Here is a 21,543-nt window from a genome sequence, read left to right on the forward strand (position 1 = left end):
TTTATATGTTAAGAATAGTTAAAAAAAATTTAGGTATATATTTTATGATTATTGCTTCCATAGAATTTGCACTTGTAGGCGCTTGTGCAAAAATTCTTAGTGAAGAATTATCATCGATTGAAATTATGTTTTTTAGAAATATCATAGGCACAGCTTTTATGCTTTATGCGCTTTCAAAATTAAATTTTCATAAAAGCGGCGGTCGTTTGGGTTTGCTTATTTTTAGAGGTGTTATAGGAACGATTGCCTTATATCTTTTCTTTTATAATGTTTCTAATATTTCTTTGGGTGGGGCTTTTGCTTTTCAAAAAACAGCACCGATTTTTATAGCTTTAATTGCTTTTTTATTTTTTAAAGAAAGTTTAGGGCTAAAAGCTTGTTTTGGGATTTTGATTGCTTTTATAGGGGTATTGTTAATTTGTCAGCCTTTTGCAGATAGTACTACGCATTCAGGTTTTGATTTGAAAAATAGCATTTTGGGAATTTTAAGTGGTTTTTGTGCAGCCTTGGCGCTAACTAGCGTAAGAGAGCTAAGAAAATCATATCCAGCGCCTTTTATAGCCTTATCTTTTGTTTTAATTGGTACTTTAATGCCTTTAATGTCTATGATTATAGGTTCTTTTTATGAAATAAAAGAACTTGATTTTTTAATTGCTCCTTTTGTGATGCCTAGTTTTAAAGCTTGGATTTTTATTATTTTAATGGGTGTTTTTGGAGCAATGTATCAAATTCATGTTACCAAAGCTTATGGGGTGGCGAAAAAGGCAGGAGTTGTTGCTGGGGTTAGTTATATAGATGTAGTTTTTACTTTATTTTTGGGCATATTATTAGGAGATGAATTTCCTAGTTTGATGGTTTTTGTAGGGATTTTTAGCATTGTTATAGGAGGAATTATTTTGGTTAGTAAGCAAATAAAAGGAAATAAAAATGGAAAATAAAACAGATTTAATTTATGGTTTAGAAGACAAACCGCCTTTTGCTAAAGCTTTTTTTGCTGCTTTGGTGCATTTGATGGCTATGTTTGTGGCTGTGATTACACCTGCTTTATTAATTTGCAAGGGTCTTGGAATAGACGATACTAATACAGCTAGAATTATATGCATGTCACTTTTTGCTTCAGGTGTTGCTTCGCTTTTACAGATTAAAACTTGGGGTCCTATAGGGAGTGGACTTTTATCTATTCAAGGGACTAGTTTTAACTTTGTTGCGCCTATTATACTAGGTGGGCTTGTTTTGAAAAATAATGGTTTATCACAAGAAGCAATGCTTGGGGCTATTTTTGGTACTTTAATGCTTTGTTCTACCACTGAAATGATTATTTCTCAAATTTTACCTTTTATTAGAAGAGTGATTTCGCCTTTGGTTTCAGGTATAGTAGTGATGATTATAGGTCTTAGTTTGATTAATGTTGGTCTTGTGAGTGCAGGAGGCGGATTTGCGGCTAAGGCAAGCGGTGAGTTTGGTTCTTTACAAAATTTATTATTAGCTGGAGTTGTGATTTTTAGCATTATTGTTTTAAATCGCTTTAATAATGCATATATAAGAATTTCTTCTTTGTTTATAGCTATGATAGTAGGGCTTTTAGTGGCTATGACTTTTGAAAATTTTAGCTTTAATTTTAATGAAAATTTACCTTTAATGTTTTTACCTGATCCTTTGCATTATGGTTTGAGTATTGATTATAATCTCATTTTACCTTTGATTTTGGTTTTTATGGTAACTTCTTTAGAAACAATTGGTGATATTAGTGCTACTAGTGAAGTTTCCAATCAGCCAGTCAAAGGTGAACTTTATGCAAAAAGATTAAAAGGTGGAGTTTTGGCAAATGGTTTTAATTCTTTTGTTTCGGCCTTTTTTAATACTTTTCCAAACTCATGTTTTGGGCAAAATAATGGCGTCATAGCTTTAACAGGTGTTGCAAGTCGCTATGTAGGGTTTATTGTAGCTTTTATGTTGATGATTTTGGGTTTATTTCCTATCGTGGCTGATATTACTTTGCAAATTCCAGAGCCTATTTTAGGTGGGGCAACTTTGGTGATGTTTGGTACTATAGCTGCAACGGGGGTTAGGATTATCTCTAAAGAAAATTTAAACCGTCGTTCTATTATCATCATAGCTATGAGTTTGGGTATAGGGCTTGGAGTTTCTAATAATCCTGATATTTTAGAATTTATGCCAATGTGGTTTAAAACTTTATTTTCTTCAGGGATTGCAGCAGGTGGGATTACAGCTATTATTTTAAATTTTGTTTTTCCTCTTGAAGAAAATAATAAAAATAAAGTAAAATAATAAAAAAACAAGGAAAAAATGATGAAAAAAATGATACTAATAGCAGGGCCTTGTGTGATAGAAAATGAAGAGCTTGTTTTTAAGGTTGCACAAGAGCTTGAATACTTTTTAAAAGATAATAGAATTGATTTTTATTTTAAATCAAGTTTTGATAAAGCAAATAGAACTAGTATTAATAGTTTTAGAGGGCCAGGCATCGAAAAAGGCTTGGAAATTTTGCAAAAAGTTAAAGATAAATTTGGTATGCAAATTTTAACTGATATTCATGAGAGTTCTCAAGCAAGTATTGCGGCTGAAGTTGTAGATGTTTTACAAATTCCAGCTTTTTTATGCAGACAAACTGATTTATTGGTGGCTGCTGCTAAAACAAAAGCCAAGGTAAATGTAAAAAAAGGGCAATTTTTAAATCCTGAAGATATTAAATACAGCGTGGCTAAAATTTTACAAACTAGAGGCATTAACGAAGAAGGGTTTGAAATAGCCAAAGAAAATGGTGTTTTTGTAGCTGAGAGGGGTTCGAGTTTTGGCTATGGAAATTTGGTTGTAGATATGAGAAGTTTGGTTATTATGAGAAAATATGCTCCAGTTGTTTTTGATGCTACTCATAGTGTACAAATGCCAGGAGCAAATGGTGGAAGTAGTGGAGGCAAAAGTGAATTTGTAGAGCCTTTAGCAAGAGCTGCAGCTAGTGTAGGTGTGGATGGATTTTTCTTTGAAACGCACATTGATCCTTGTAAGGCTTTATGTGATGGACCAAATATGCTTGATCTTTCAAGACTTAAAAATTGCGTAAATATGCTTTTAAAAATTCAAGAAATCATTTAAAAAGGAAAAATATGAAGATAATAGAGGGAAATTTAAGTTTAAAAGGTGATGAGAAAATTGCAATTATTAATGCAAGATTTAATCATATTATCACAGATCGTTTGGTTGAAGGTGCTAAAGATGCTTTTTTAAGACATGGAGGTAAGGAAGAGAACTTAAGTCTTATTTTAGTACCGGGTGCTTTTGAAATTCCTTTTGCATTAAAACAAGCTTGTGAGAGTAAAAAATTTGATGGAATTTGTTGTGTTGGAGCGGTAATTCGTGGAAGTACGCCACATTTTGATTATGTAGCAGCTGAAACTACTAAAGGTATAGCAAGCGTAGGGCTTGGAGCTAATGTGCCTGTAAGCTTTGGAGTTTTAACAACTGATACTTTAGAGCAAGCTATAGAAAGAGCAGGTAGTAAAGCAGGCAATAAAGGGTTTGAAGCTATGCTTACTGTGGTTGAAATGCTTAATTTGATCCAAAAAATTAAGGCTTAAAATGGCTACTAGACACCAAGTAAGACAAAGTATTGTTTCTTTGCTTTATGCCGCGCAGTTAAATCAAGAAAATAAAGATTTTATCAATGAATTTTTAGATGAGAAAAAAATTCGCAATGAGCAAAGAAAATTCACTCTAGATTTATATAATGGTATTAATGAGCAACTTACTTTGCTTGATGAGAAAATTAACGAATGCTTAAAAGAGCACAAGTTAGATGGAGTAGCTAGTATAGAAAAGGCTATTTTGCGTTTGGGTGCTTATGAGATTTTATTTACTTCTACGCAAAAAGCGATTATTATTAATGAAGCCATAGAGCTTGCAAAAGAAATGGCAGGGGATAATGCTCCTAAATTTATCAATGGTGTGCTAGATAAAATCAACAAGGAAGTGCAATGAAACTTTGTGTGGCTTTTGATGTGGCAAGTTATGATGAGTGTATAAATTTAGCCAAAGAATTAAAAGGTTTAGATCTTTGGGTTAAAATAGGGCTTAGATCGTATTTAAGAGATGGAGCGAAGCTTTTAGAAGCGATTAAAAAAGTGGATAATTTTAAAATCTTTTTAGATTTAAAGCTTTATGATATACCAAATACTATGGCAGATGCTTGTGAAGAACTTGCTAAGCTTGATGTGGATATGTTTAATATCCATGCAAGTGCAGGTAAAAGTGCTATGTGTATGATTATGGAGCGCTTAAATGCTTTAAGCAAAAGACCTTTGGTGCTTGCCGTATCTGCTTTAACTAGCTTTGATGAACAAGAATTTTTTAGTGTATATAGACAAAATATTAAACAAGCTGTTAAAGATTTTTCTAAAATTAGTTATGAAAGCGGTCTTGATGGTATGGTTTGCTCGGTATATGAAAGCTTGCTAATAAAAGAAAATACAAGTACAAATTTTATTACATTAACGCCTGGAATTCGTCCGTTTAAAGAAAATTCAGATGATCAAAAAAGAGTAGCTGATATACAGTGTGCTAAGGATAATTTGTCAGATTTTATTGTGGTTGGAAGACCTATTTATAAAGCAAAAGAACCCAGAAGGATTTGCGAGGATATATTAGAGTATTTAAAATAAGCCTTAAGGCTTATTTTAAATAAACTTTCATTTTTTTATTTTCTAAAATAATTCCTTCATCATCGTTAATGATTTTAAATTCTCCATTAAAGTATCTTAGGAAATTGTCTTCAAATTTCATAGATTCTTGATCGCAAAGCATTTTTGTTGAAGCAAGATTATCTTCTATTTTTATGCTACTTCCTTGATCTTTATAATTTCCAAAAAATCTATTACACCCTGCTGTTCCAAAAAGCCTTTTGTCTTTATTGTCAAAACTAATACTTGTTTTTATATTTTGAGGAAGCTTATAACTTTTTCCATTTGCTTCATAAGAACTTATGGTAAATTCTTTATTTTGTAAATCATCAACACTTAAATTTGCCACAGAACATCCACTAAAAACAGCTAAACTTGCTATACTTAATGTTATTATTTTTTTCATTTTTATTCTCCTTATACATGAAAATGTTTTAATTCGTTTTCTAAATTTTGACAAACTACATTTAACTCATGAGCAACATCAAGCAAAATTTTTGAAATTTCTTCATTTTTATCGCTTAATTTTACCGTTTCTTGCATTTTATCAAGTAAAGATTGTAAAGTTTCTTGTGTACTTGAGATTTTTCGCATACAAGCATTTGCTAAGTCTCTTGCATTTTCGTTGCAAACTTTTACTTCATTGGTTCCTTCTACTAGATCTTTTGCGTCTTGATTTAAAGAATTAATTTCTTTAGCATTATGTTTTAGTTCTTTGGAAACTTCATTAATACTATCTACTAATTGCTTGGTGACAATAGCAATATTTTTTAAAAAATCTTCCGAGCTTTGAGCAAGATTTCTTACATCTTCAGCAATAACTGAAAAACCACGACCAAATTCTCCAGCACGTGCAGCTTCAATACCTGCATTTAATGATAAAAGATTAGTTTTATCAGCAATTTCTCCCATCATATCAGAAGCTTTTTTAATCTCTTCTGCTTGTTTTTCCATAACTTCAACTTTTTGAGATAAAACATCTTCATTTTCTGCAACAACTCTTACTTTATCTACTACTTGATTTAATGAATCAAGCATGGTGTTTAAAACTTCAAAAGATTTTGTGTTTGCTTTATTTGCATTGTTTGAAAGTTCAGCAAGATCTTGTAATTCTGTATGAATTTGCTCGCTTAGATGATAAGATTCGTCAGTTTTTGTATGTCCTTCTTTTGTTCTATTTGCTAGATCAAGTGCGTTGGCATTTAAAAGTTTAGATTGCTTATCTACCATTTGAGAATTTTCATTAGTAGAAATCACTGTATTTTGAATTTTTTCAATAAATTGGTTGATGTAGGTGCAAGCTTTGCCTATTTCATCGGTGCTTTTTATGTTGATTCTTGCGCGTAAATCTCCATCACCACTGGCTAATTCTTTAGCGTGTTTTAAAAGATCTAAAACTGGATTACCTACAACTATTTTTAAAATATAAAGTACAGCAAAAACAGTAAAAAGTAAAGCAACACTAAAGATTATAATATAAGTTCTAGCTGAATTTGCTAAATCATCATCAATATGTTTTAAATCATTATACATATCCATGACACCTAAAACATCACCCTCTTTAGCATTGGCATGGCAAGCTAAACAACTTTCATTGGCAATTAATGGACGTACAAGTCTTAGATAATGTCCTTGATTATTATTGATTTCAATGGCTTGTATTTGTGGCTTGTTAAATTGTTCGTTGATGATACTTTCATTGCTTTTTGTAAAATGTTTCATTTCAAAAAGCTCAATGGTGCTTTTTGATGGATAAATTTTAATATCTTTTATGCCTTCAATCTCTCCAGCATCTTTTATAGCTTGTTCTATAATAACAGGATCACCTAAATTCATTGCCATTCTTAATGTTTGAAAAACAGAAGTGCTTAAGGTATCTAAATGTGCACGGCTGATTCTATCGGTCGTTTGCTGAGAATCTTTTTGTAAGATAATTTGCATGATAATAAAACTAATTAGCAATGTAGAAATCATTGCTAAAGATATCTTTGCGCCTATGCTTTTAAACATTTAAAGCTCCTTGTGTTAATGTAAAAAGTGTCTTATGCCACTAAAGTATAGTGCAATCCCATATTCATTAGCAGCTTGAATGATATCCTCATCTCTTATACTTCCTCCTGGTTCGATAATGGCCTTTACACCTATTTTGCTGGCCTCATCTATACTATCTCTAAATGGAAAGAAAGCTTCACTTGCCAAAACACAACCTTGTAAATCAAGCCCCATTTCCTTGGCTTTATTAATAGCTGCTTTAGCTGCATCAATACGACTTGTCATACCCATACCAATAGCTACCATAGCCCCATTTTTTACATATACTACATTGTTTGATTTGGTAAATGCGGCAATTTTCATAGCTATTTCAAGATCTTTTAATTCTTGTTCATTAGCTTTTCTTTCGCTTTTTAATACTGCATTTTTTAATTCATCTTCTTTAACTTCATCGCTATCTTGATATACAAAACCACCATCTATATGTTTAAAATCATATTTGTCATAAGCTCTAGTTAAAAATGGCGCTTTTTGTGTAAAGATTTTAATACGTTTTTTATCTTTAAAAATTTCCAAAGCATCATCGTCTACATTTGCTGCAATGATTACTTCTATATAAATTTCATTGATTTTTTGTGCTAACTCTTTGTCTAAGGTTCCATTGATAGCAACAACTCCTCCGTAAGCACTCAAGGTATCGCATTTAAGCGCATGAATATAGCTTTGGAGTAAGTTTTCTTTTATAGCAAAACCACAAGCATTTGCATGTTTTACAATGGCTACTGCTGGAGCTTTATCAAAAGCGCTTGCTAAATTTAAAGCCGCGTTAATATCGGTTAGATTATTAAAACTTACCTCACCTTTTAAGGTTGTAAAATTGTGCGTGAAAAAGTCATCAAATTCATATAAAGCACCTTTTTGATGAGGGTTTTCTCCATATCTTGTGTCAAATACTTTTTGACCTACAATAAATTTACTTGCACCAAAACCACCATTAAAACGCTCGTTCATATAATTTGCTATATAAGCATCATAGTTTGCTGTATGCTCATAGGCTTTGATCATCAATGCTCTTCTAAAATCAAGATTTAAAGTATTATCTTTTAAAGCCTGTATGATTTTGTCATAATCTAAAATATCACAAACTACAATGACATTTTTAAAGTTTTTCGCACCGCTACGTATCATAGCAGGGCCACCGATATCGATATTTTCTACAATCTCATCAAAATCTTGGGTTAAAATTGTAGTTTTTTTGAAAGGATATAAATTCACACAAAGTAAGTCTATGCTTTCTATATTATGCTCTTTAGCTTGCTTTTGGTGGCTTTCGTCTTCTCTTTTGTATAAAATTCCGCCATGAATTTTTGGGTGCAAGGTTTTTACACGTCCTTCAAACATTTCAGGACTTTGAGTAAAATCACTAACTTCTTGTACTTGCAGGTTGTTTTCTTTTAAAAGCTTATAAGTGCCTCCAGTAGATAAAAGCTCAAAACCTAATTTTGCAAGCTCACTAGCAAATTCCACTACTCCTTCTTTATCACTGACACTAATTAGTGCTTTCATTGATTTTTCCTTTCTATGTATTGTTTTAAAAATTCATAAGATTCATTAACTTCTTGAAATTTTTTTACACCTTCTTTTATTTTTGCTTCATCGCTGTTGTTTGCGTTTAAAATATCAGGATGATATTTTTTAGCAAGTTCTCTATAGCGTTTTTTAAGCTCTTGTAAATTTACATTTTCGCTTACACCTAAGATCTCGCATGCTTTTTGCAAATTCATACCCACCTTTTGAGTTTGCATAGAATTTAGAAGTCTTTCAAGTATATTTACATCAAGATTAAATGCTTTGACAATGGCTTTTAATACATCTTTTTTAGTGTTGTTAAGTTCTCCATCAATCAAGGCCATTGCTACCAAAACATTTAATATATTAATTCTTTCTTGTTGAGGTAAAGGTACTTCTTTGATGAGTTCTTTGGCTACCTCATAGGTGTCGTTTAAGGTGTTTTTGTGTTCATTAAAACTTTGTTTTAAAAATTCTCTTTCTCTTGAATCTTTGGCATTGTAATCAAGAATTTGTGAGATCATATTAGCTTCATTTTCACTAACCCTGCCATCACTTTTTGCTATTTTTGCTAAAAGTGCTATAACATAGTAGTTTAATCTTCTTTTAAATCCATCGATTCTTTCTTCGTGATAGCCTTGTTTAAAACCTTGAGAGAAACTTTTAGCTCCTTTTTTAAAAGAGCCTAAAAGATCATCTTTACCCCATGTTTTATAATACCAATAAAATGCCAAAATTGCCAATACGAGTAAAACAAAAAGCATTTTTATCCTAAATACTCATTAAATTTATCAAAATAAATTGTTTGTAGTTTTGCTAAAGATATCTTAATATCATCTAAAATGAAATCTTTTTCAGTTAAATTTCCAAGTTTTGTAAATTTAACTCCAATTTCATTTGCAAATTTGATAAATTTTTCTTCATTTTTAACGCCAACTATAACTCTTGTTGGGCTTTCTTCGAAAATAAAACTCTTATCTTCAAAATCAGTTTTTATTTCAATGCCTAAATTTGCTTTTGCACTCATTTTAGCTAAGGTAATAGCAAGACCGCCTATACCTATGCTATTAGCACAATCAAGTATTTTTGCTTCGTTTGCCTTTAATAGGAAATCCCATAGTTTTAATTCTGCACTAAAATCTATATCTTCAAGCTCTCCTGCTACTTTTTGATCTAGCACTTTAGCAATCAAAGATCCTCCAAAATTACCTTTGCTTTCTCCAAGTAGATAAATAGCGCTAGTATCTTTGCTAAAATATGATTTTAAAACATTTTCTGCTTTTTCATTTACCCCAACACAAGCTATGGTTGGACTTGGAAAAATACTTACTCCATCGGTTTCATTATATAAAGAAACATTTCCGCTTACTACAGGTGTATTGAGTTCTTTACAAGCTAATTTAATACCTTCGCAACCTTGGGCAAATTGCCACATTACTTCAGGGTTTTGTGGATTACCATAATTTAAACAATCACTAATTGCCAAAGGTCTAGCTCCTGAGCATGCTATTTTTCTTCCTGCGCTTGCAACAGCTGCTGCTGCACCGATTTTTGGATTTACATAGTTTAATCTTGAGTTACACTCAATGGCCATAGAAAGTAAGCAGTTGTTTTCTTTAATTCTAATACTATTAGCTCCTAAAGCTCCATTGCTTTTTAAAGTATTAGTTTGTACGCTTGAGTCAAATTGCTCGTAAATATAAGCTTTATTGCTAACATTTTCATCTGCAAGGAGTTTTTCAAATGCTTCTTGGGTAGGAATGTTGAGCTTAAATTGATAGTTTTTTATCTCATCTAGGTATTTTGGTTTATCTACAGGTCTATCAAGTATAGGTGCTTTTTCGCTTAATGGTTCAATAGGGATTAAGCCAACTAATTCATCATGCCAAAATAGTTCCATTCTGCCAGTATCGGTAACTTCGCCTATAATAGCTGCATCAAGCCCCCATTTGTTAAAAATTTCAATAACTTTTTCTTCATAGCCTTTTTTGGCGCAAATTAACATTCTTTCTTGAGATTCACTTAGCATTAACTCATAAGGAGTCATACCTTCTTCTCTCATAGGAGTTTTGTCAAGATAAAGTTTCATACCACTACCACTGCGTCCTGCCATTTCAAAAGAGCTTGAAGTAAGTCCTGCTGCACCCATATCTTGAATTCCAACTATATAATCAGTTTTGAAAAGTTCTAAGCAAGCTTCCATTAACAATTTTTCAGCAAATGGATCGCCAATTTGCACGGTCGGCCTTAAGCTTTTGCTAGATTCATTAAAACTATCACTTGCCATTACAGCTCCACCAAGCCCGTCACGACCAGTTTTTGAACCCACATAAATTACAGGATTGCCTATACCTTCAGCTTTTGCATAAAAAATATCTTCGATTTTGCAAGTTCCAAGCGCAAAAGCATTAACTAAGATATTTCCATTAAAACATTCATCAAAAGCACATTCTCCACCAATAGTAGGCACACCCATGCAATTACCATAGTGTGAAATTCCACTTACTACACCTTTAATTAAATATTTTTGATGTTTGCCTATTTTTTCATCGTGGATGTTGCCAAATTTTAATGAATTCATACCTGCGACAACTCTTGCGCCCATGGTAAAAACATCACGTAAAATTCCACCCACACCTGTTGCTGCACCTGCAAATGGCTCTATAAAGCTTGGATGATTATGACTTTCTACTTTAAATACAGCTGCCATTCCTTTGCCTATATCTATCACCCCAGCGTTTTCACCAGGGCCTTGGATTACCCAAGGAGCCTTGGTTGGAAAGCCATTAAGGTATTTTTTGCTTGATTTATATGAGCAATGTTCGCTCCACATAGCAGAAATTACTCCAAGCTCTAGTAAATTAGGTTCTCTACCTAGTATATTTAAAATTTCTTGATATTCCTCATCGCTAATTTTGTGTTGTTTTATAATTTCTTTATCCATTGTCTCTCCTTTTTATTTACCTAAACAAAAATTACTAAACATAGCATCTAAAATTTCATCTCTTTCAAAATCTTTTGTAAATTGGGCTATCTCTCCTATGGCTAAATTTAGTTCAAAAGCAAAAAGTTCTAAAGAACTTTCCTTTAATAAATCCCTTGCACGCAAAATAGCTTCGCTAGCATTCTTGCAAGCATTGAGTATTAAGGTATTACTAATTAGCATTCCATCGCCATCTAAAGTATTTAAGTATTCATTTAAATTTTCTTTAATGGCTTGGGTGTTTTCTTGAGCACAAATGCGTATACATGAAGCACTAATTTCATGTTTAAATTTGGTAACTAGGTCACTTTTGTTTAAAACATAAATGATTTTTTTATCACAATCTTTTAAAGCTTGTAAAATTTGCTCATCTTCTTCTTCAAATTCTTTAGATCCATCAAAAACAGCTATGATAATATCTGCTTCTTTAATACTTTCATAGCTTAGATTAACTCCGATTTTTTCTATCTCATCATCTGCATTTCTTATACCTGCTGTGTCGATGATTTTGATTAAATGTGAGCCTATTTTTAAACTTTCCTCGATACGATCTCTTGTAGTGCCTGCAATATTAGAAACAATAGCTCTATTAAAAGCTAAAAGTGAATTTAACAAGGAGCTTTTTCCTGCATTTGGCTTACCGATAATAGCAACTTTAAAGCCTTCTATAAGTCCTTTTTTGCTTAAAGAAATATCTACTATATCGCGCAAAAGTTTTGAATTTTTTTCACACATAGTAATGATTTGATCAAGTAAATCTTGTGGTAAGTCATCATCTGCATAATCAATGCTTGTTTCTACAAAAGCAAGGGTTTGAACAAGATCCATTCTAATGGTATTTAAAAATTTACTTAAATCACCTTTAATGTTTTTTGCTATGATATTTGCAGCACTTGTTGATTTTGACATGATGGCATCTTGTATACTCAAAGCTTTTAAAAGATCCATTTTGCCATTTAAGCAAGCTCTTTTGCTAAATTCTCCAGGGTTAGCAAGACGCGCTCCTACTAAAATAAGCTCATCAAGTAAAATTTCACTCAAAGAAAAACCCCCATGAAGTTGAAATTCTACTATATCTTCTCCTGTAAAAGAGTAGGGTGCTTTAAAATAAATTACTAAAGCTTCATCTAAGAAGTCATTGTTGTTTTTATAAAGTTTGCACAAGTGTGCATAGCGGGGCGTTAGTTCTTTCTTGTGGGTAATTTTCAATGCAAGCTCTAAAGCTTTTTCTCCACTTACTCTAATGATACTTATAGAGCCCACTCCATGGGCTGTGGCTATAGCAGCTATAGTGTCATTCATTCATTTTTCTTCAAAAAATCATTTACAACGATATATCTTTGATCATCATTTTGTTTAATAGCTACATATTTATTAGGAAAACGTTCTCTTAATTTTTCCAATGCAAGTTTTAGCCAAATTCCATCTAAAGGCTTTGTTTGAACTCTTCCTGCGCTCTCTACTTTTTCTATAAGAATTTTTAAATAATTTTCTATAGCTTGGGTTTGATTTTCTAAAAATTGAGCAATTTCTAGTCTTGGCTGAATTTTATATTTAGCACTAAGCCAATTATAAAGCAAATAAGAAAAAGCCTTATATCTGTGAGCCTCTTTTCCTATAAGCAAAGCTGCATCTTCTCCATCAAGTTTTATCAATACGCAGTTTTCATCCCAAACGCTAACTTGTATAACCTTGATATCAAAATCAAAAGTTGCCAGTAAATTTTCTAGTGAAATTTTTATTTCATCAATATAAGAAGCGATATTTTTTTCTTCTGGTGATTCTTTGTGAAATGAATCAAAAATAACATCATTTTTTACTTTATAATGCTCTTTAGTTGGAGCATTAGTTTCAAGTGGTTTTTGAAAACTTTCTCTGTGTTCTTTGTTGTGTTCATTTTTTTCAAGATTTTTTTGTGAATGTTTGATAAAGTTTTCATTTTGAAATTTTTTAGCTTTTTCTTGATAAGGTTTTTTGGTTTTTTTGTGTCCTTTGATACAAATAATAGCATTTTTTCTAAACAAACCAAAAAACCCTGCTTTAGCATGTTGAATAACTTCGTATTCTAAGTCAATCACAGAGCACTCAAGTTGTTTTGAGGCTTCTATGAGTGCAGTTTGTAAGTCTTTAGCTTCTATGTTCATGTTTAGCTATTTCCTCTTTTTTGTGGTTTTTGAAAAGTTTATTTACAATCACTTGTTGAATAAGTGAGCATATATTATTTACACACCAATACAAAGTTAAACCTGCTGGGAAGGTTAAGAAGAAGAAAGTGAAAATTAATGGTAAAAATTTCATAATCTTTTCTTGCATAGGATCTTGTATAGCCATTGGTGTGATAAGTTGTTGGATAAACATAGTTAGACCCATAAATATAGGTAAGATAAACCATGGATCCATCACAGATAAATCTGTAATCCAAAAAGCCCAAGGTGCAGCTTTTAATTCTATAGCATTTAGTAAAACTCTATAAATTGCAAAGAAAATTGGAATTTGAATAAGTATAGGCAAGCACCCACTCATAGGATTTGCACCATGTTTTTTATAAAGTTCCATCATATGCAAATTCATTTTTTGTGGATTGCCTTTATAACGCTCTCTGATTTCTTTCATTTTAGGTGCTAAATCTTTGAGTTTATTCATAGAAATCATTGATTTATAAGTAAGTGGGAAAAGAATAATACGCACAATTAAAGTCATCACTACAATAGCCCAACCCCAATTACCCATATAGCCATGTAAGAAATTTAAAAATTCAAACATAGGTTTAGCTATAAAAGTAAACCAACCATATTCTACAACATCATCTAAAGCTGCATGAATACTTCTTAAAATTTCATGCTCTTTTGAGCCAACATAACCACTTGCTTTAAAAGTATTTGTTGCGCTTGCAAAAACGATAGAGTTTTCGTGATTGTCTTTAGTAACTACAGCATTGAGTGGTTTTTCAAAATTATAAAAGAAAGCACTATAATAGCGATCTGAAGCTGCCATAAGAGTTACGTTAGAAAAACTTTCATCATTTTCTACATCACCATCTTCTAACATTGTGATTTTATCATCTTTGTCTAAGATTAAAACTCCATGTACTGTGTAGCTATCAACCGCTATATTTGGACGATAACCTGGAGTGATAAAATAAGCTGCATCTTTGCTTAAATTAACTTCTAAATCATAGTTTCCATATTTATGGAAAGTGATTTTTTTAGTTACTACTAAATCATTTAAATTTTGAGTAAGGATCAAGGTTGTGTTTTCATCACTTACGTTGATAGTTTTTTGGCTTGTGGTATATGGTATATTAAATGCTTCTTGATTGATTTTTGCATCACTAAATCTTATTTCTAATGGTAAAGGTGATAAAGAAGTATCTACTAGATTAATACTTTTGCCATTTTCATCTTTGTATTTTTCATCACTTAGATAAAATTTAGCTATTCTACCTAAAGAGTCAATATGTGCTTCAAAATGTTCACTTTTAACAACTGCTATTTCTTCTTTTTGATTAACACTAAGTTCTGTTTTTGGAGCTTGAGTGTTGGTATTTGTAGTGCTTTGTGGAGCTGAGTTATTTTGTTCTATTTGAGTGATATTTTGCTCAGTTTGTGGAGCTTTGGGGATAAAAAAATAATCATAAACTACAAAAAATAAAAATGATAATACAACAGCAATTAATATGCGTTTTTGTTGAGATAAATTTTCTGACACGGATTGTCCTTTGGAAATATAATCTTAATTAAAAAAAATTGATTATCGTTGCAAGGGATATAAAGATAATTGAGTTGTTTTAAAGCATTAAAACTAGGTTTAAAACATATACCTGAGTTTAGATTATTCTTGCGTATTTTAGGATAATCAATACCACCTTTAAAAAACGGATTGCATTTTAAAATTCTTAAAAAAACTGCACCAAATGCTTTAAAAATATTATTTTTTTTAAATTGCCATAAGGCATATTCAGAACAACTTGGGTAATACCTACAGCATTGTGGTTTAAAAGGGCTGATAAAGAGTTGATAAAATCTGATAAGTTTTAGACAAACTATTTTATGCATCCTATTTTTTTCAAACCCCATTTCAAGTTTTTTTCTAATTTTAAAAAAGGAATTTCGCTAATACTCGTTTTAGCTACAAGTATGTATTTTCCGTTTTCAACTTGATTTTTAACCTGAAAAAAAGCTGATCTTAAGAGCCTTTTGGCTCTATTTCTTACAACAGCTTTTCCAACTTTTTTACTAGCAACAACGGCGAATTTTTTTTCTTCGCTTAAAGAGTAAAAGATGATCATGCCTTCGCAATGCCATTTTTTACCTTCTTTATAAATTGCTGCAAACTCTCCTAAGTCGTTAATACTTAGAAAATCTTTTATACCGCTAATCTTTTTCTACCTTTAGCACGTCTAGCATTGATCACTTTGCGACCATTTTTGCTTTTCATACGTACACGAAAGCCGTGAGTTCTTTTTTTAGGAGTTTTATGTGGTTGATATGTTCTTTTCATATTTTTTCCTTAACTTAAAATAAAAAACAAAATAATAAGCGAGTATGTTAGCAAAATCTTACTTAAATCTGCTTTTAATTAAGAGTTATTTTAAAACTTTTTGCTAAATTTTGATTTTATTTTATAGATTAAGGAAAAATAATGGCTTTTGAAATTTGTGAGAGCAAAAAGGAAGATTTGGAAAAAATTTTAGAATTACTCAAAGAGCTTGCTATTCATGAAAATATGCTTGAAGATGTAAAATGCACAAGCAAAGAACTTGAAGAATCATTTTTTAAACATGAATATGCTAAGGCTTTGAGCCTAAAGGTTGATGGTGAGATAATAGGCTATGTGATGTATTATTTTACTTTTTCATCTTTTTGGGGTTTGGGTGGATTATACCTAGAAGATATTTACATACAGCCAAAATATAGAAAAAAAGGTTATGCTAGAGCTGTTTTTAAATATCTAGCGCAAATCTGTAAAGAAAAAAATCTTAAACGCTTAGAGTGGGTTTGTTTAAATGATAATGATTTAGGAATTGAATTTTATACCAAGTTAAATGCAAGACATATGAGTGAGTGGAGAACTTATCGTTTAGAGGGTGAAAATTTAGAAGCATTGATGTGATGAATAAACGCAGTTTGTATTATCTAAAAGCTTTTGGTTATGAATACTTTGATGAACAAAAGCAAATTAGACATTTTAACTTAAGTTTTAAAGAGTTAAATGAAAGAGTGAAAACTTGTAATCTTTGTCATTTTTCTAAATTAAGAAAGCATGGTTTAATGGAAAAAGAAGTCAAAAATGCTAAAATTCTGATTTATCAAGCTTTTATTGATAAAGAAGAAAATGAAAGTGGAAAGTTTTTTGCTTCTAAAAATAAACAAGAGTTTTTAAGATTATGTAAAGAGCTTTTAAATTTAAAAGAAGATGAGATATATTTTTCTTATATGTTTAAATGTTTTAGTAATTTTAAAATAGATGATCAAGCGCTAAAATTATGCTTGCCGTATTTTTATAACGAGCTTGATTTTGTAAAAGCAAAGATTATTTTATGTCTTGGTCAAGAAGCTTTTGCAAGTTTGGGTTTTGGGAACTTTCAAAAATACAAAGGGCAATGTATGCGTTTTAGTAATGCTTTGCTTTTGCCAAGTTATGATTTGAATTTTTTGAGTAAAAATCCTAGCTTTTATGCTGAATTTATAGAAGATATTAAAAAAATAAAAGGTTATTTATGAGAAAAAGTTTAGTTTGTTTGATGATGGGTTTTGTTTTAACTTTAAGTGCTTTTGCAAAAGAGCAAAAACCATCACCCATAGAACCTAGTGAGTCTTTTTATCCTAATTTAGAATTTCAAAATTGTGATAATGATTGTTTATTTACTTTGCTAGAAACAGGACTTTATTTTAATTTCTTATCAAGATTTAACAATGATAATGCAAATGAACTTTTGGTTAATATTTATACTAAACTTTTAAATTCCATCATAGATTTTGAAAAAAGAATTCAAAAAAATGCTAGTGTAAAATTAGCTATTATTTTGCCTGAACAAACGATTAAAAGCTATTCTAATACTATTATAAATTCAAGCATAGCGTATTTGCTAAGACAAAGAGCGCAGATAAAAGTAAAGGTGTTTTTAATAGGCACAGAAGATGAGAGTAAGATAGCTAAAGCTTTTAAGCAAGCTCAAGAAGAAAAATTTAATTATATCATTGCAGGTTTTACAGATAAGGGTGTGAAAAATTTATTAAAAGAAAATCTTGATTTAAATGTAAAAGTTTTCATACCTACTGCACATAAAAGAAATTTTGATATGCAAAATGAAAATGTGTATTTTGGAAGTATAGATTATCAAAAACAAATTCAAAAACTTTTAGAATATTCAAATGGTAAAAATATTATTTTTTCAGATGGAACACCTTTGGCAAATCGCTTAGATGAGAATGTTTTAAACGCAGGTAATGGTAGTGAGAAAATTTACACTATCAATAGTTCTAAATTTGATTTTAGAAGTATTTTAAATCAAAATAGAAGTTTTCAAGATTCTAGTATTATTTTAAATACTTCTTTGATTAAAACAGCGCTTATAAGCTCGCAAATAAGAACTTATGATATAGAGCCTTTTGTGTTATTATCAACTCAGATTAATTATAATCCTATTTTGCTAAGCTTAACGCAAATTAATGATAGAAAAAAACTTTTACTAGCAAATTCCATTTCTAATGAGGATCAAACTCTAAGCTATCTTAATGAGCTTTTTTCGCAAAATATCAACTACAACTGGATAGCGTATGCAACTAGCGTGGGGCTTGATTATTTTTATACGCAGTTTTTAGATAAAGACTCTCAAGGAATTTTTGATGAGAGCTTAAATGATAATCAATTTGACTATAAGGTTAAAATCATTCGCTCGCAAGGCTTAGGTTTTACTCCTTTGCAAAATCAGTAAAAACCTTAGCGATAGTCTCATCTATAGGGGCTACTTTTTCATTTTTTAAAAAAGCTAGGGTAAATTCAGCCTCAAAAAGTTTAGTATTTTCTTTATAAATTTCTTGCTTTATGCAAACTGAAGCTTTTTTAAGCTTTGTGATAAATGTTTTTACTTCTATGAGATCTCCAAGTTTAGCTGGTTTTAAAAAGCTACAATTTGCTTTAGTAAGTAGGAAATGTCCTGTATTTTTATCAAAAATTTCTGCGTTTTTTTGAAAAAATATCTCACTTCTTGCTCTTTCGCAAAATTTTAAGTAGTTGCTATGATACACAACTCCACCTGCGTCGGTATCTTCATAATAAATTCGTATTTGCATTTAAAATCCTTTAGTTTGGTATGATAGTGTCTCTTTTGAGCGGAGATTAGATACAATCCCCATAAGGTAAGGATTTTATATAATCTTCCATAAATTTCCAATCAGGAGTGTTGTCTGAAGCTACCGGAAGTTTGATTTTCATATCTTTTATTGTATTGCTATAAACAGCTCTTCCATATGAAAATTTAAATTTTTCATTATTTAAGAGTGTTGTAATAAATAACAGATGAAATTTGTTTAGTTGAATTTTTGGTATAAGTATATTAACTCTACCGTGACTTACAGCATAAAAATCTTTATCTCTATAAAAAGCATTACAAAACATATCCAAAGTAATGCTGTTTTTTTTGAATATTAAAGAATCTTTTTTGTTAGAAATTGTTGATTGTCCATTTGTATAGCAAAGTATTCCAAAGTTGTTTATTCCAGATGATATTAATGGATAAAAACCATTTTCACATTCATCATTTTTTAAATCACCTTTGGCAAGTTTTACATCAAAAAAATCTTGTACCAAAAAATATTTCCAATTATTAGTATCTAAAGAACTGTTTTTTGTTTGATTTTTAGTTTCTAAACTGTTTTTATATAGACTTTGTATTTGATTTTTTAAAGATTTTATGTAATCTTCCATAAATTTCCAATCAGGAATTCCATGTTTAGTTGAAGGTAATTTTATTTGATGAGTATTGAAATTTTTAATACGATATTGTCTTCCATATTCAAATCTATATTTATCTTGAGATATAATAGAAACAATAAATAGTTTAACAAAAGGTGAAATATTTTTTGTAATATCAATTTCATCTAGTACAATGATATTGTCATCACACGCAAAGTTATATGGTTGATAAAAACAATTACAAAACATATCTATGGTAATTTTATCTTTGTATATAATTACATCATTATCAATATAATCAGAAACTCCATTATTGTTTTCACCAGCTGTTATAAATGGGATGTTACCTTTTTTTCTATCGTTTATAGTTAATCTTTTACCACGAATGGGTAAAAATAAATCTTTTAAATAAAATACCTTCCATTCGGTTGTTTTTATACTACTCATTATTATCTCTTATTGTTATTTTATAAGCTAAGAAATTTCTAATTGTCTTTTCAAAATCATCTTGTGTTAAAGTTGAATAATCTGTTTCCATATAAGCTTCTGCTAGCCATTCATCATCAGCAGTTACTTTTCTAAGAACACTTAGCCCGCTTACCTCTTGTTTTTTGGCAAACAATTCAAGCCATAATTTTTCTTTTTCTTTCCATATGCCATTATTTTTCTCAACTCTACCTAGATATTTCTTTTTAATAAAACCATCATCTTTGAAATAACCAAAGAAAGTTTCTTTTATTAAAGCTTTGTCATGTTTAATACCTAGATTGAATATCATGCAACATGCGCAAGCGCTTGCCCCTGGGTGAAATATATCAGAAGGTAAAGTGAAAACAGCTTCTAAATGATGTTCTTGTAGCATAAGTTCTTTGTATTTTTTTATACTACTAGATGATCCGATGGCGCATTGTAAAGGTAATAATACAGCCAGTTTGCCTTTTTTAACATTTTTTGCTATTTCATAGACAAAATAAAAACCTTTTGAAGGATCTTCTTTTGATGTCCCCCAGTTATCGGTGTAGCTATTAGGACAAACTGATTTTTGAGCATTATAAGGCGGATTCATTAATACTTTATCAATACCCCATTCTTCAAATTTATCTAGCATGTTAAAACAGCTTTCTTGGTAAATATTGGAATTGCCATCACCGTGTATTAGCATATTTGTAGTTGCTAATCCAAAGGCTACTTCTTCTCGTTCAATACCATAAATATTCTTTTCTTTAACACCTTCTTTTTCTTCTAAAGTTTTGCAATCATCTATAGCATCTGTTAACGCTCGAACTAAAAAAGATCCGCTTCCACAGCAAGGATCTAGAACTTTACTTTTGTTATTTATTCCTATTGCTTTACACATAAATGAAACGATGTGGTCTGGTGTAAAAGCTTGGTTTTTGTCATCTTTTCCTACATATTTATTGAAAGTTGTAAAGAAAAGATTGAGTAAATCTTGTCCTTGTGTGGATTTTTCATTAATAAATGGGTATATATTTTTATGAATAAAAGATATGATTTCTCTAAAAACATTATCTTGTAATTGTCTAATGTCTTGTTGTTCTAATATTTTTTTATCAAGTATAGTTAGTTTTTCTGATTTATTAGGATTATTATTAAGCAATTGCTCTAATATTTCTTTAATACTGGCAATAATTTGTTTTGTACTTAAATTATCATATCTTAAATTATTTTTTATGGCTAAAAGACATGTTCCTACAAATTGACCACGTAACTTCTCTTTTATTCCATATTGATGTAATATTTCATTTAACTTATAAGTGTTTTTCATTACTTCTTCACGGTTATTGGTTGTTTGTGGTTTTAATAAATCTATATACTCTTTAAAGGTTTTGAGTGTTAATTCGTTGTTTAATAGATTGTTGCTATTAATTTCGTTTTTGTAAACTTTAATTCTATCATCGGTTGTGTTTGCTAATATACCGATAATTAAATGATTTGTTAGTTTTTTTTCATAGCTAACATAAGCTTGTAGTTGCTCTTTTGCACTATCAATATCTTTTGTGAAATCTTGTTTAGTTTCAACTAAAATTGTTATTTTTGACTCAATATCAACAAACCTTAAATCAACATTTGTGTAATAAGTTTTATTTTTTTGTCTTTTTATTTTTAATTCATCAAATTTTTTATTAATAATATTGAATGCTTTTTGGTAGCTAAATTCTCCATTTTCAACATTACTGCTAAGATATTTTTCGCCTATTGTATTGATAATTGCATTACGAGAAGCCATTTTATTCCTTGCTTTATGTTTTTACAGGTTATTTTATAAAAAATAATTATATAAAATCAAATTATATCTATTTAAAATAAAAGTATAACTTTATGATGTTGGTTGATTTTACATCTTGTGTTAAAATTGCATTTTAAAAA

23 protein-coding genes are annotated in these 21,543 nt (G+C 30.3%); 9 read left to right on the forward strand and 14 right to left on the reverse strand.

Annotation, left to right across the window (positions count from 1 at the left end; translation table 11 throughout):
- Positions 1–5 precede the first annotated feature (5 nt).
- Genes CLCT_RS02735 through pyrF form a run of 6 tightly spaced genes read left to right on the forward strand, consistent with a single transcriptional unit; the run spans position 6 to position 4,676 of the window.
- The gene (locus tag CLCT_RS02735; protein ID WP_149062177.1) at positions 6–938 is read left to right on the forward strand and encodes a DMT family transporter; all 933 of its coding nucleotides are present in this window, start codon (positions 6–8) and stop codon (positions 936–938) included.
- A complete protein-coding gene (locus CLCT_RS02740; protein ID WP_149062178.1) occupies positions 928–2,289 on the forward strand; it encodes a uracil-xanthine permease family protein in 1,362 nt (453 codons plus the stop codon). Before CLCT_RS02735 ends, CLCT_RS02740 begins: the two co-directional genes overlap by 11 nt.
- A gap of 21 nt (positions 2,290–2,310) precedes the next feature.
- Positions 2,311–3,114: a 3-deoxy-8-phosphooctulonate synthase gene (gene kdsA / locus CLCT_RS02745; protein WP_149062179.1), complete on the forward strand. Its 804-nt coding sequence runs from the start codon at positions 2,311–2,313 to the stop codon at positions 3,112–3,114.
- 11 nt (positions 3,115–3,125) lie between these two features.
- Positions 3,126–3,596 (forward strand): 6,7-dimethyl-8-ribityllumazine synthase, encoded by a 471-nt coding sequence (gene ribH, locus CLCT_RS02750; RefSeq protein ID WP_012661257.1) that lies wholly within the window; start codon positions 3,126–3,128, stop codon positions 3,594–3,596.
- 1 nt (position 3,597) lies between these two features.
- Positions 3,598–3,996 carry a transcription antitermination factor NusB gene (gene nusB / locus CLCT_RS02755; RefSeq protein WP_039668190.1) on the forward strand — a complete coding sequence of 133 codons (399 nt, stop codon included), beginning with the start codon at positions 3,598–3,600 and terminating at the stop codon, positions 3,994–3,996.
- A complete protein-coding gene (gene pyrF / locus CLCT_RS02760; protein ID WP_149062180.1) occupies positions 3,993–4,676 on the forward strand; it encodes an orotidine-5'-phosphate decarboxylase in 684 nt (227 codons plus the stop codon). The genes nusB and pyrF overlap by 4 nt, the downstream gene beginning before the upstream one ends.
- Before the next feature lie 10 nt (positions 4,677–4,686).
- On the opposite strand, the gene CLCT_RS02765 is transcribed toward pyrF, so the two are convergent.
- Genes CLCT_RS02765 through rpmH form a run of 11 tightly spaced genes read right to left on the reverse strand, consistent with a single transcriptional unit; the run spans position 4,687 to position 15,738 of the window.
- Positions 4,687–5,100, reverse strand: a complete 414-nt coding sequence (locus tag CLCT_RS02765; protein WP_039668192.1) for an META domain-containing protein — start codon at positions 5,098–5,100, stop codon at positions 4,687–4,689.
- 11 nt (positions 5,101–5,111) lie between these two features.
- Positions 5,112–6,704: a methyl-accepting chemotaxis protein gene (locus tag CLCT_RS02770; RefSeq protein WP_149062181.1), complete on the reverse strand. Its 1,593-nt coding sequence runs from the start codon at positions 6,702–6,704 to the stop codon at positions 5,112–5,114.
- A gap of 15 nt (positions 6,705–6,719) precedes the next feature.
- Positions 6,720–8,252, reverse strand: a complete 1,533-nt coding sequence (gene purH / locus CLCT_RS02775; RefSeq protein ID WP_149062182.1) for a bifunctional phosphoribosylaminoimidazolecarboxamide formyltransferase/IMP cyclohydrolase — start codon at positions 8,250–8,252, stop codon at positions 6,720–6,722.
- On the reverse strand, positions 8,249–9,019 hold the full coding sequence (locus CLCT_RS02780; RefSeq protein WP_149062183.1) for a TerB family tellurite resistance protein: 771 nt from the start codon (positions 9,017–9,019) through the stop codon (positions 8,249–8,251). The genes purH and CLCT_RS02780 overlap by 4 nt, the downstream gene beginning before the upstream one ends.
- 2 nt (positions 9,020–9,021) lie before the next feature.
- Entirely contained in the window at positions 9,022–11,199 is a 2,178-nt protein-coding gene (gene purL / locus CLCT_RS02785) for a phosphoribosylformylglycinamidine synthase subunit PurL (RefSeq protein ID WP_149062184.1), read from the reverse strand.
- 12 nt (positions 11,200–11,211) lie between these two features.
- Complete coding sequence (mnmE, locus tag CLCT_RS02790; protein ID WP_149062185.1) at positions 11,212–12,540, reverse strand: tRNA uridine-5-carboxymethylaminomethyl(34) synthesis GTPase MnmE; 1,329 nt, start codon at positions 12,538–12,540, stop codon at positions 11,212–11,214.
- Positions 12,537–13,382: a Jag N-terminal domain-containing protein gene (locus CLCT_RS02795; protein ID WP_149062186.1), complete on the reverse strand. Its 846-nt coding sequence runs from the start codon at positions 13,380–13,382 to the stop codon at positions 12,537–12,539. The genes mnmE and CLCT_RS02795 overlap by 4 nt, the downstream gene beginning before the upstream one ends.
- Positions 13,366–14,946 carry a membrane protein insertase YidC gene (gene yidC, locus CLCT_RS02800; protein WP_149062187.1) on the reverse strand — a complete coding sequence of 527 codons (1,581 nt, stop codon included), beginning with the start codon at positions 14,944–14,946 and terminating at the stop codon, positions 13,366–13,368. The genes CLCT_RS02795 and yidC overlap by 17 nt, the downstream gene beginning before the upstream one ends.
- On the reverse strand, positions 14,910–15,293 hold the full coding sequence (gene yidD, locus CLCT_RS02805) for a membrane protein insertion efficiency factor YidD (RefSeq protein WP_039668200.1): 384 nt from the start codon (positions 15,291–15,293) through the stop codon (positions 14,910–14,912). Before yidD ends, yidC begins: the two co-directional genes overlap by 37 nt.
- Complete coding sequence (rnpA, locus tag CLCT_RS02810) at positions 15,281–15,607, reverse strand: ribonuclease P protein component (RefSeq protein ID WP_039668201.1); 327 nt, start codon at positions 15,605–15,607, stop codon at positions 15,281–15,283. Before rnpA ends, yidD begins: the two co-directional genes overlap by 13 nt.
- The gene (gene rpmH / locus CLCT_RS02815; RefSeq protein ID WP_012661270.1) at positions 15,604–15,738 is read right to left on the reverse strand and encodes a 50S ribosomal protein L34; all 135 of its coding nucleotides are present in this window, start codon (positions 15,736–15,738) and stop codon (positions 15,604–15,606) included. Before rpmH ends, rnpA begins: the two co-directional genes overlap by 4 nt.
- A gap of 138 nt (positions 15,739–15,876) precedes the next feature.
- On the opposite strand from rpmH, the gene CLCT_RS02820 reads away from it, so the two are divergent.
- The 3 genes from CLCT_RS02820 to CLCT_RS02830 are packed head-to-tail and all read left to right on the forward strand — an operon-like array spanning position 15,877 to position 18,175.
- A complete protein-coding gene (locus CLCT_RS02820; RefSeq protein ID WP_235362456.1) occupies positions 15,877–16,350 on the forward strand; it encodes a GNAT family N-acetyltransferase in 474 nt (157 codons plus the stop codon).
- A complete protein-coding gene (locus CLCT_RS02825) occupies positions 16,350–16,961 on the forward strand; it encodes a uracil-DNA glycosylase family protein (RefSeq protein WP_149062188.1) in 612 nt (203 codons plus the stop codon). Before CLCT_RS02820 ends, CLCT_RS02825 begins: the two co-directional genes overlap by 1 nt.
- Complete coding sequence (locus CLCT_RS02830) at positions 16,958–18,175, forward strand: hypothetical protein (RefSeq protein WP_149062189.1); 1,218 nt, start codon at positions 16,958–16,960, stop codon at positions 18,173–18,175. The genes CLCT_RS02825 and CLCT_RS02830 overlap by 4 nt, the downstream gene beginning before the upstream one ends.
- On the opposite strand, the gene CLCT_RS02835 is transcribed toward CLCT_RS02830, so the two are convergent.
- From CLCT_RS02835 to CLCT_RS02845, 3 genes are read right to left on the reverse strand one after another with little or no spacing between them, the layout of a single operon-like run.
- Positions 18,153–18,533 carry a YbgC/FadM family acyl-CoA thioesterase gene (locus CLCT_RS02835; protein ID WP_149062190.1) on the reverse strand — a complete coding sequence of 127 codons (381 nt, stop codon included), beginning with the start codon at positions 18,531–18,533 and terminating at the stop codon, positions 18,153–18,155. The two genes, CLCT_RS02830 and CLCT_RS02835, sit on opposite strands and share 23 nt — an antisense overlap.
- 46 nt (positions 18,534–18,579) lie before the next feature.
- Positions 18,580–19,602 (reverse strand): restriction endonuclease subunit S, encoded by a 1,023-nt coding sequence (locus CLCT_RS02840; RefSeq protein ID WP_149062191.1) that lies wholly within the window; start codon positions 19,600–19,602, stop codon positions 18,580–18,582.
- Positions 19,595–21,403 carry an HsdM family class I SAM-dependent methyltransferase gene (locus tag CLCT_RS02845; RefSeq protein WP_070255124.1) on the reverse strand — a complete coding sequence of 603 codons (1,809 nt, stop codon included), beginning with the start codon at positions 21,401–21,403 and terminating at the stop codon, positions 19,595–19,597. Before CLCT_RS02845 ends, CLCT_RS02840 begins: the two co-directional genes overlap by 8 nt.
- Positions 21,404–21,543: the final 140 nt, after the last annotated feature.

The sequence above is a fragment of the Campylobacter lari subsp. concheus genome, from assembly GCF_008245025.1.
Taxonomy (GTDB): Bacteria; Campylobacterota; Campylobacteria; order Campylobacterales; family Campylobacteraceae; genus Campylobacter_D; species Campylobacter_D concheus.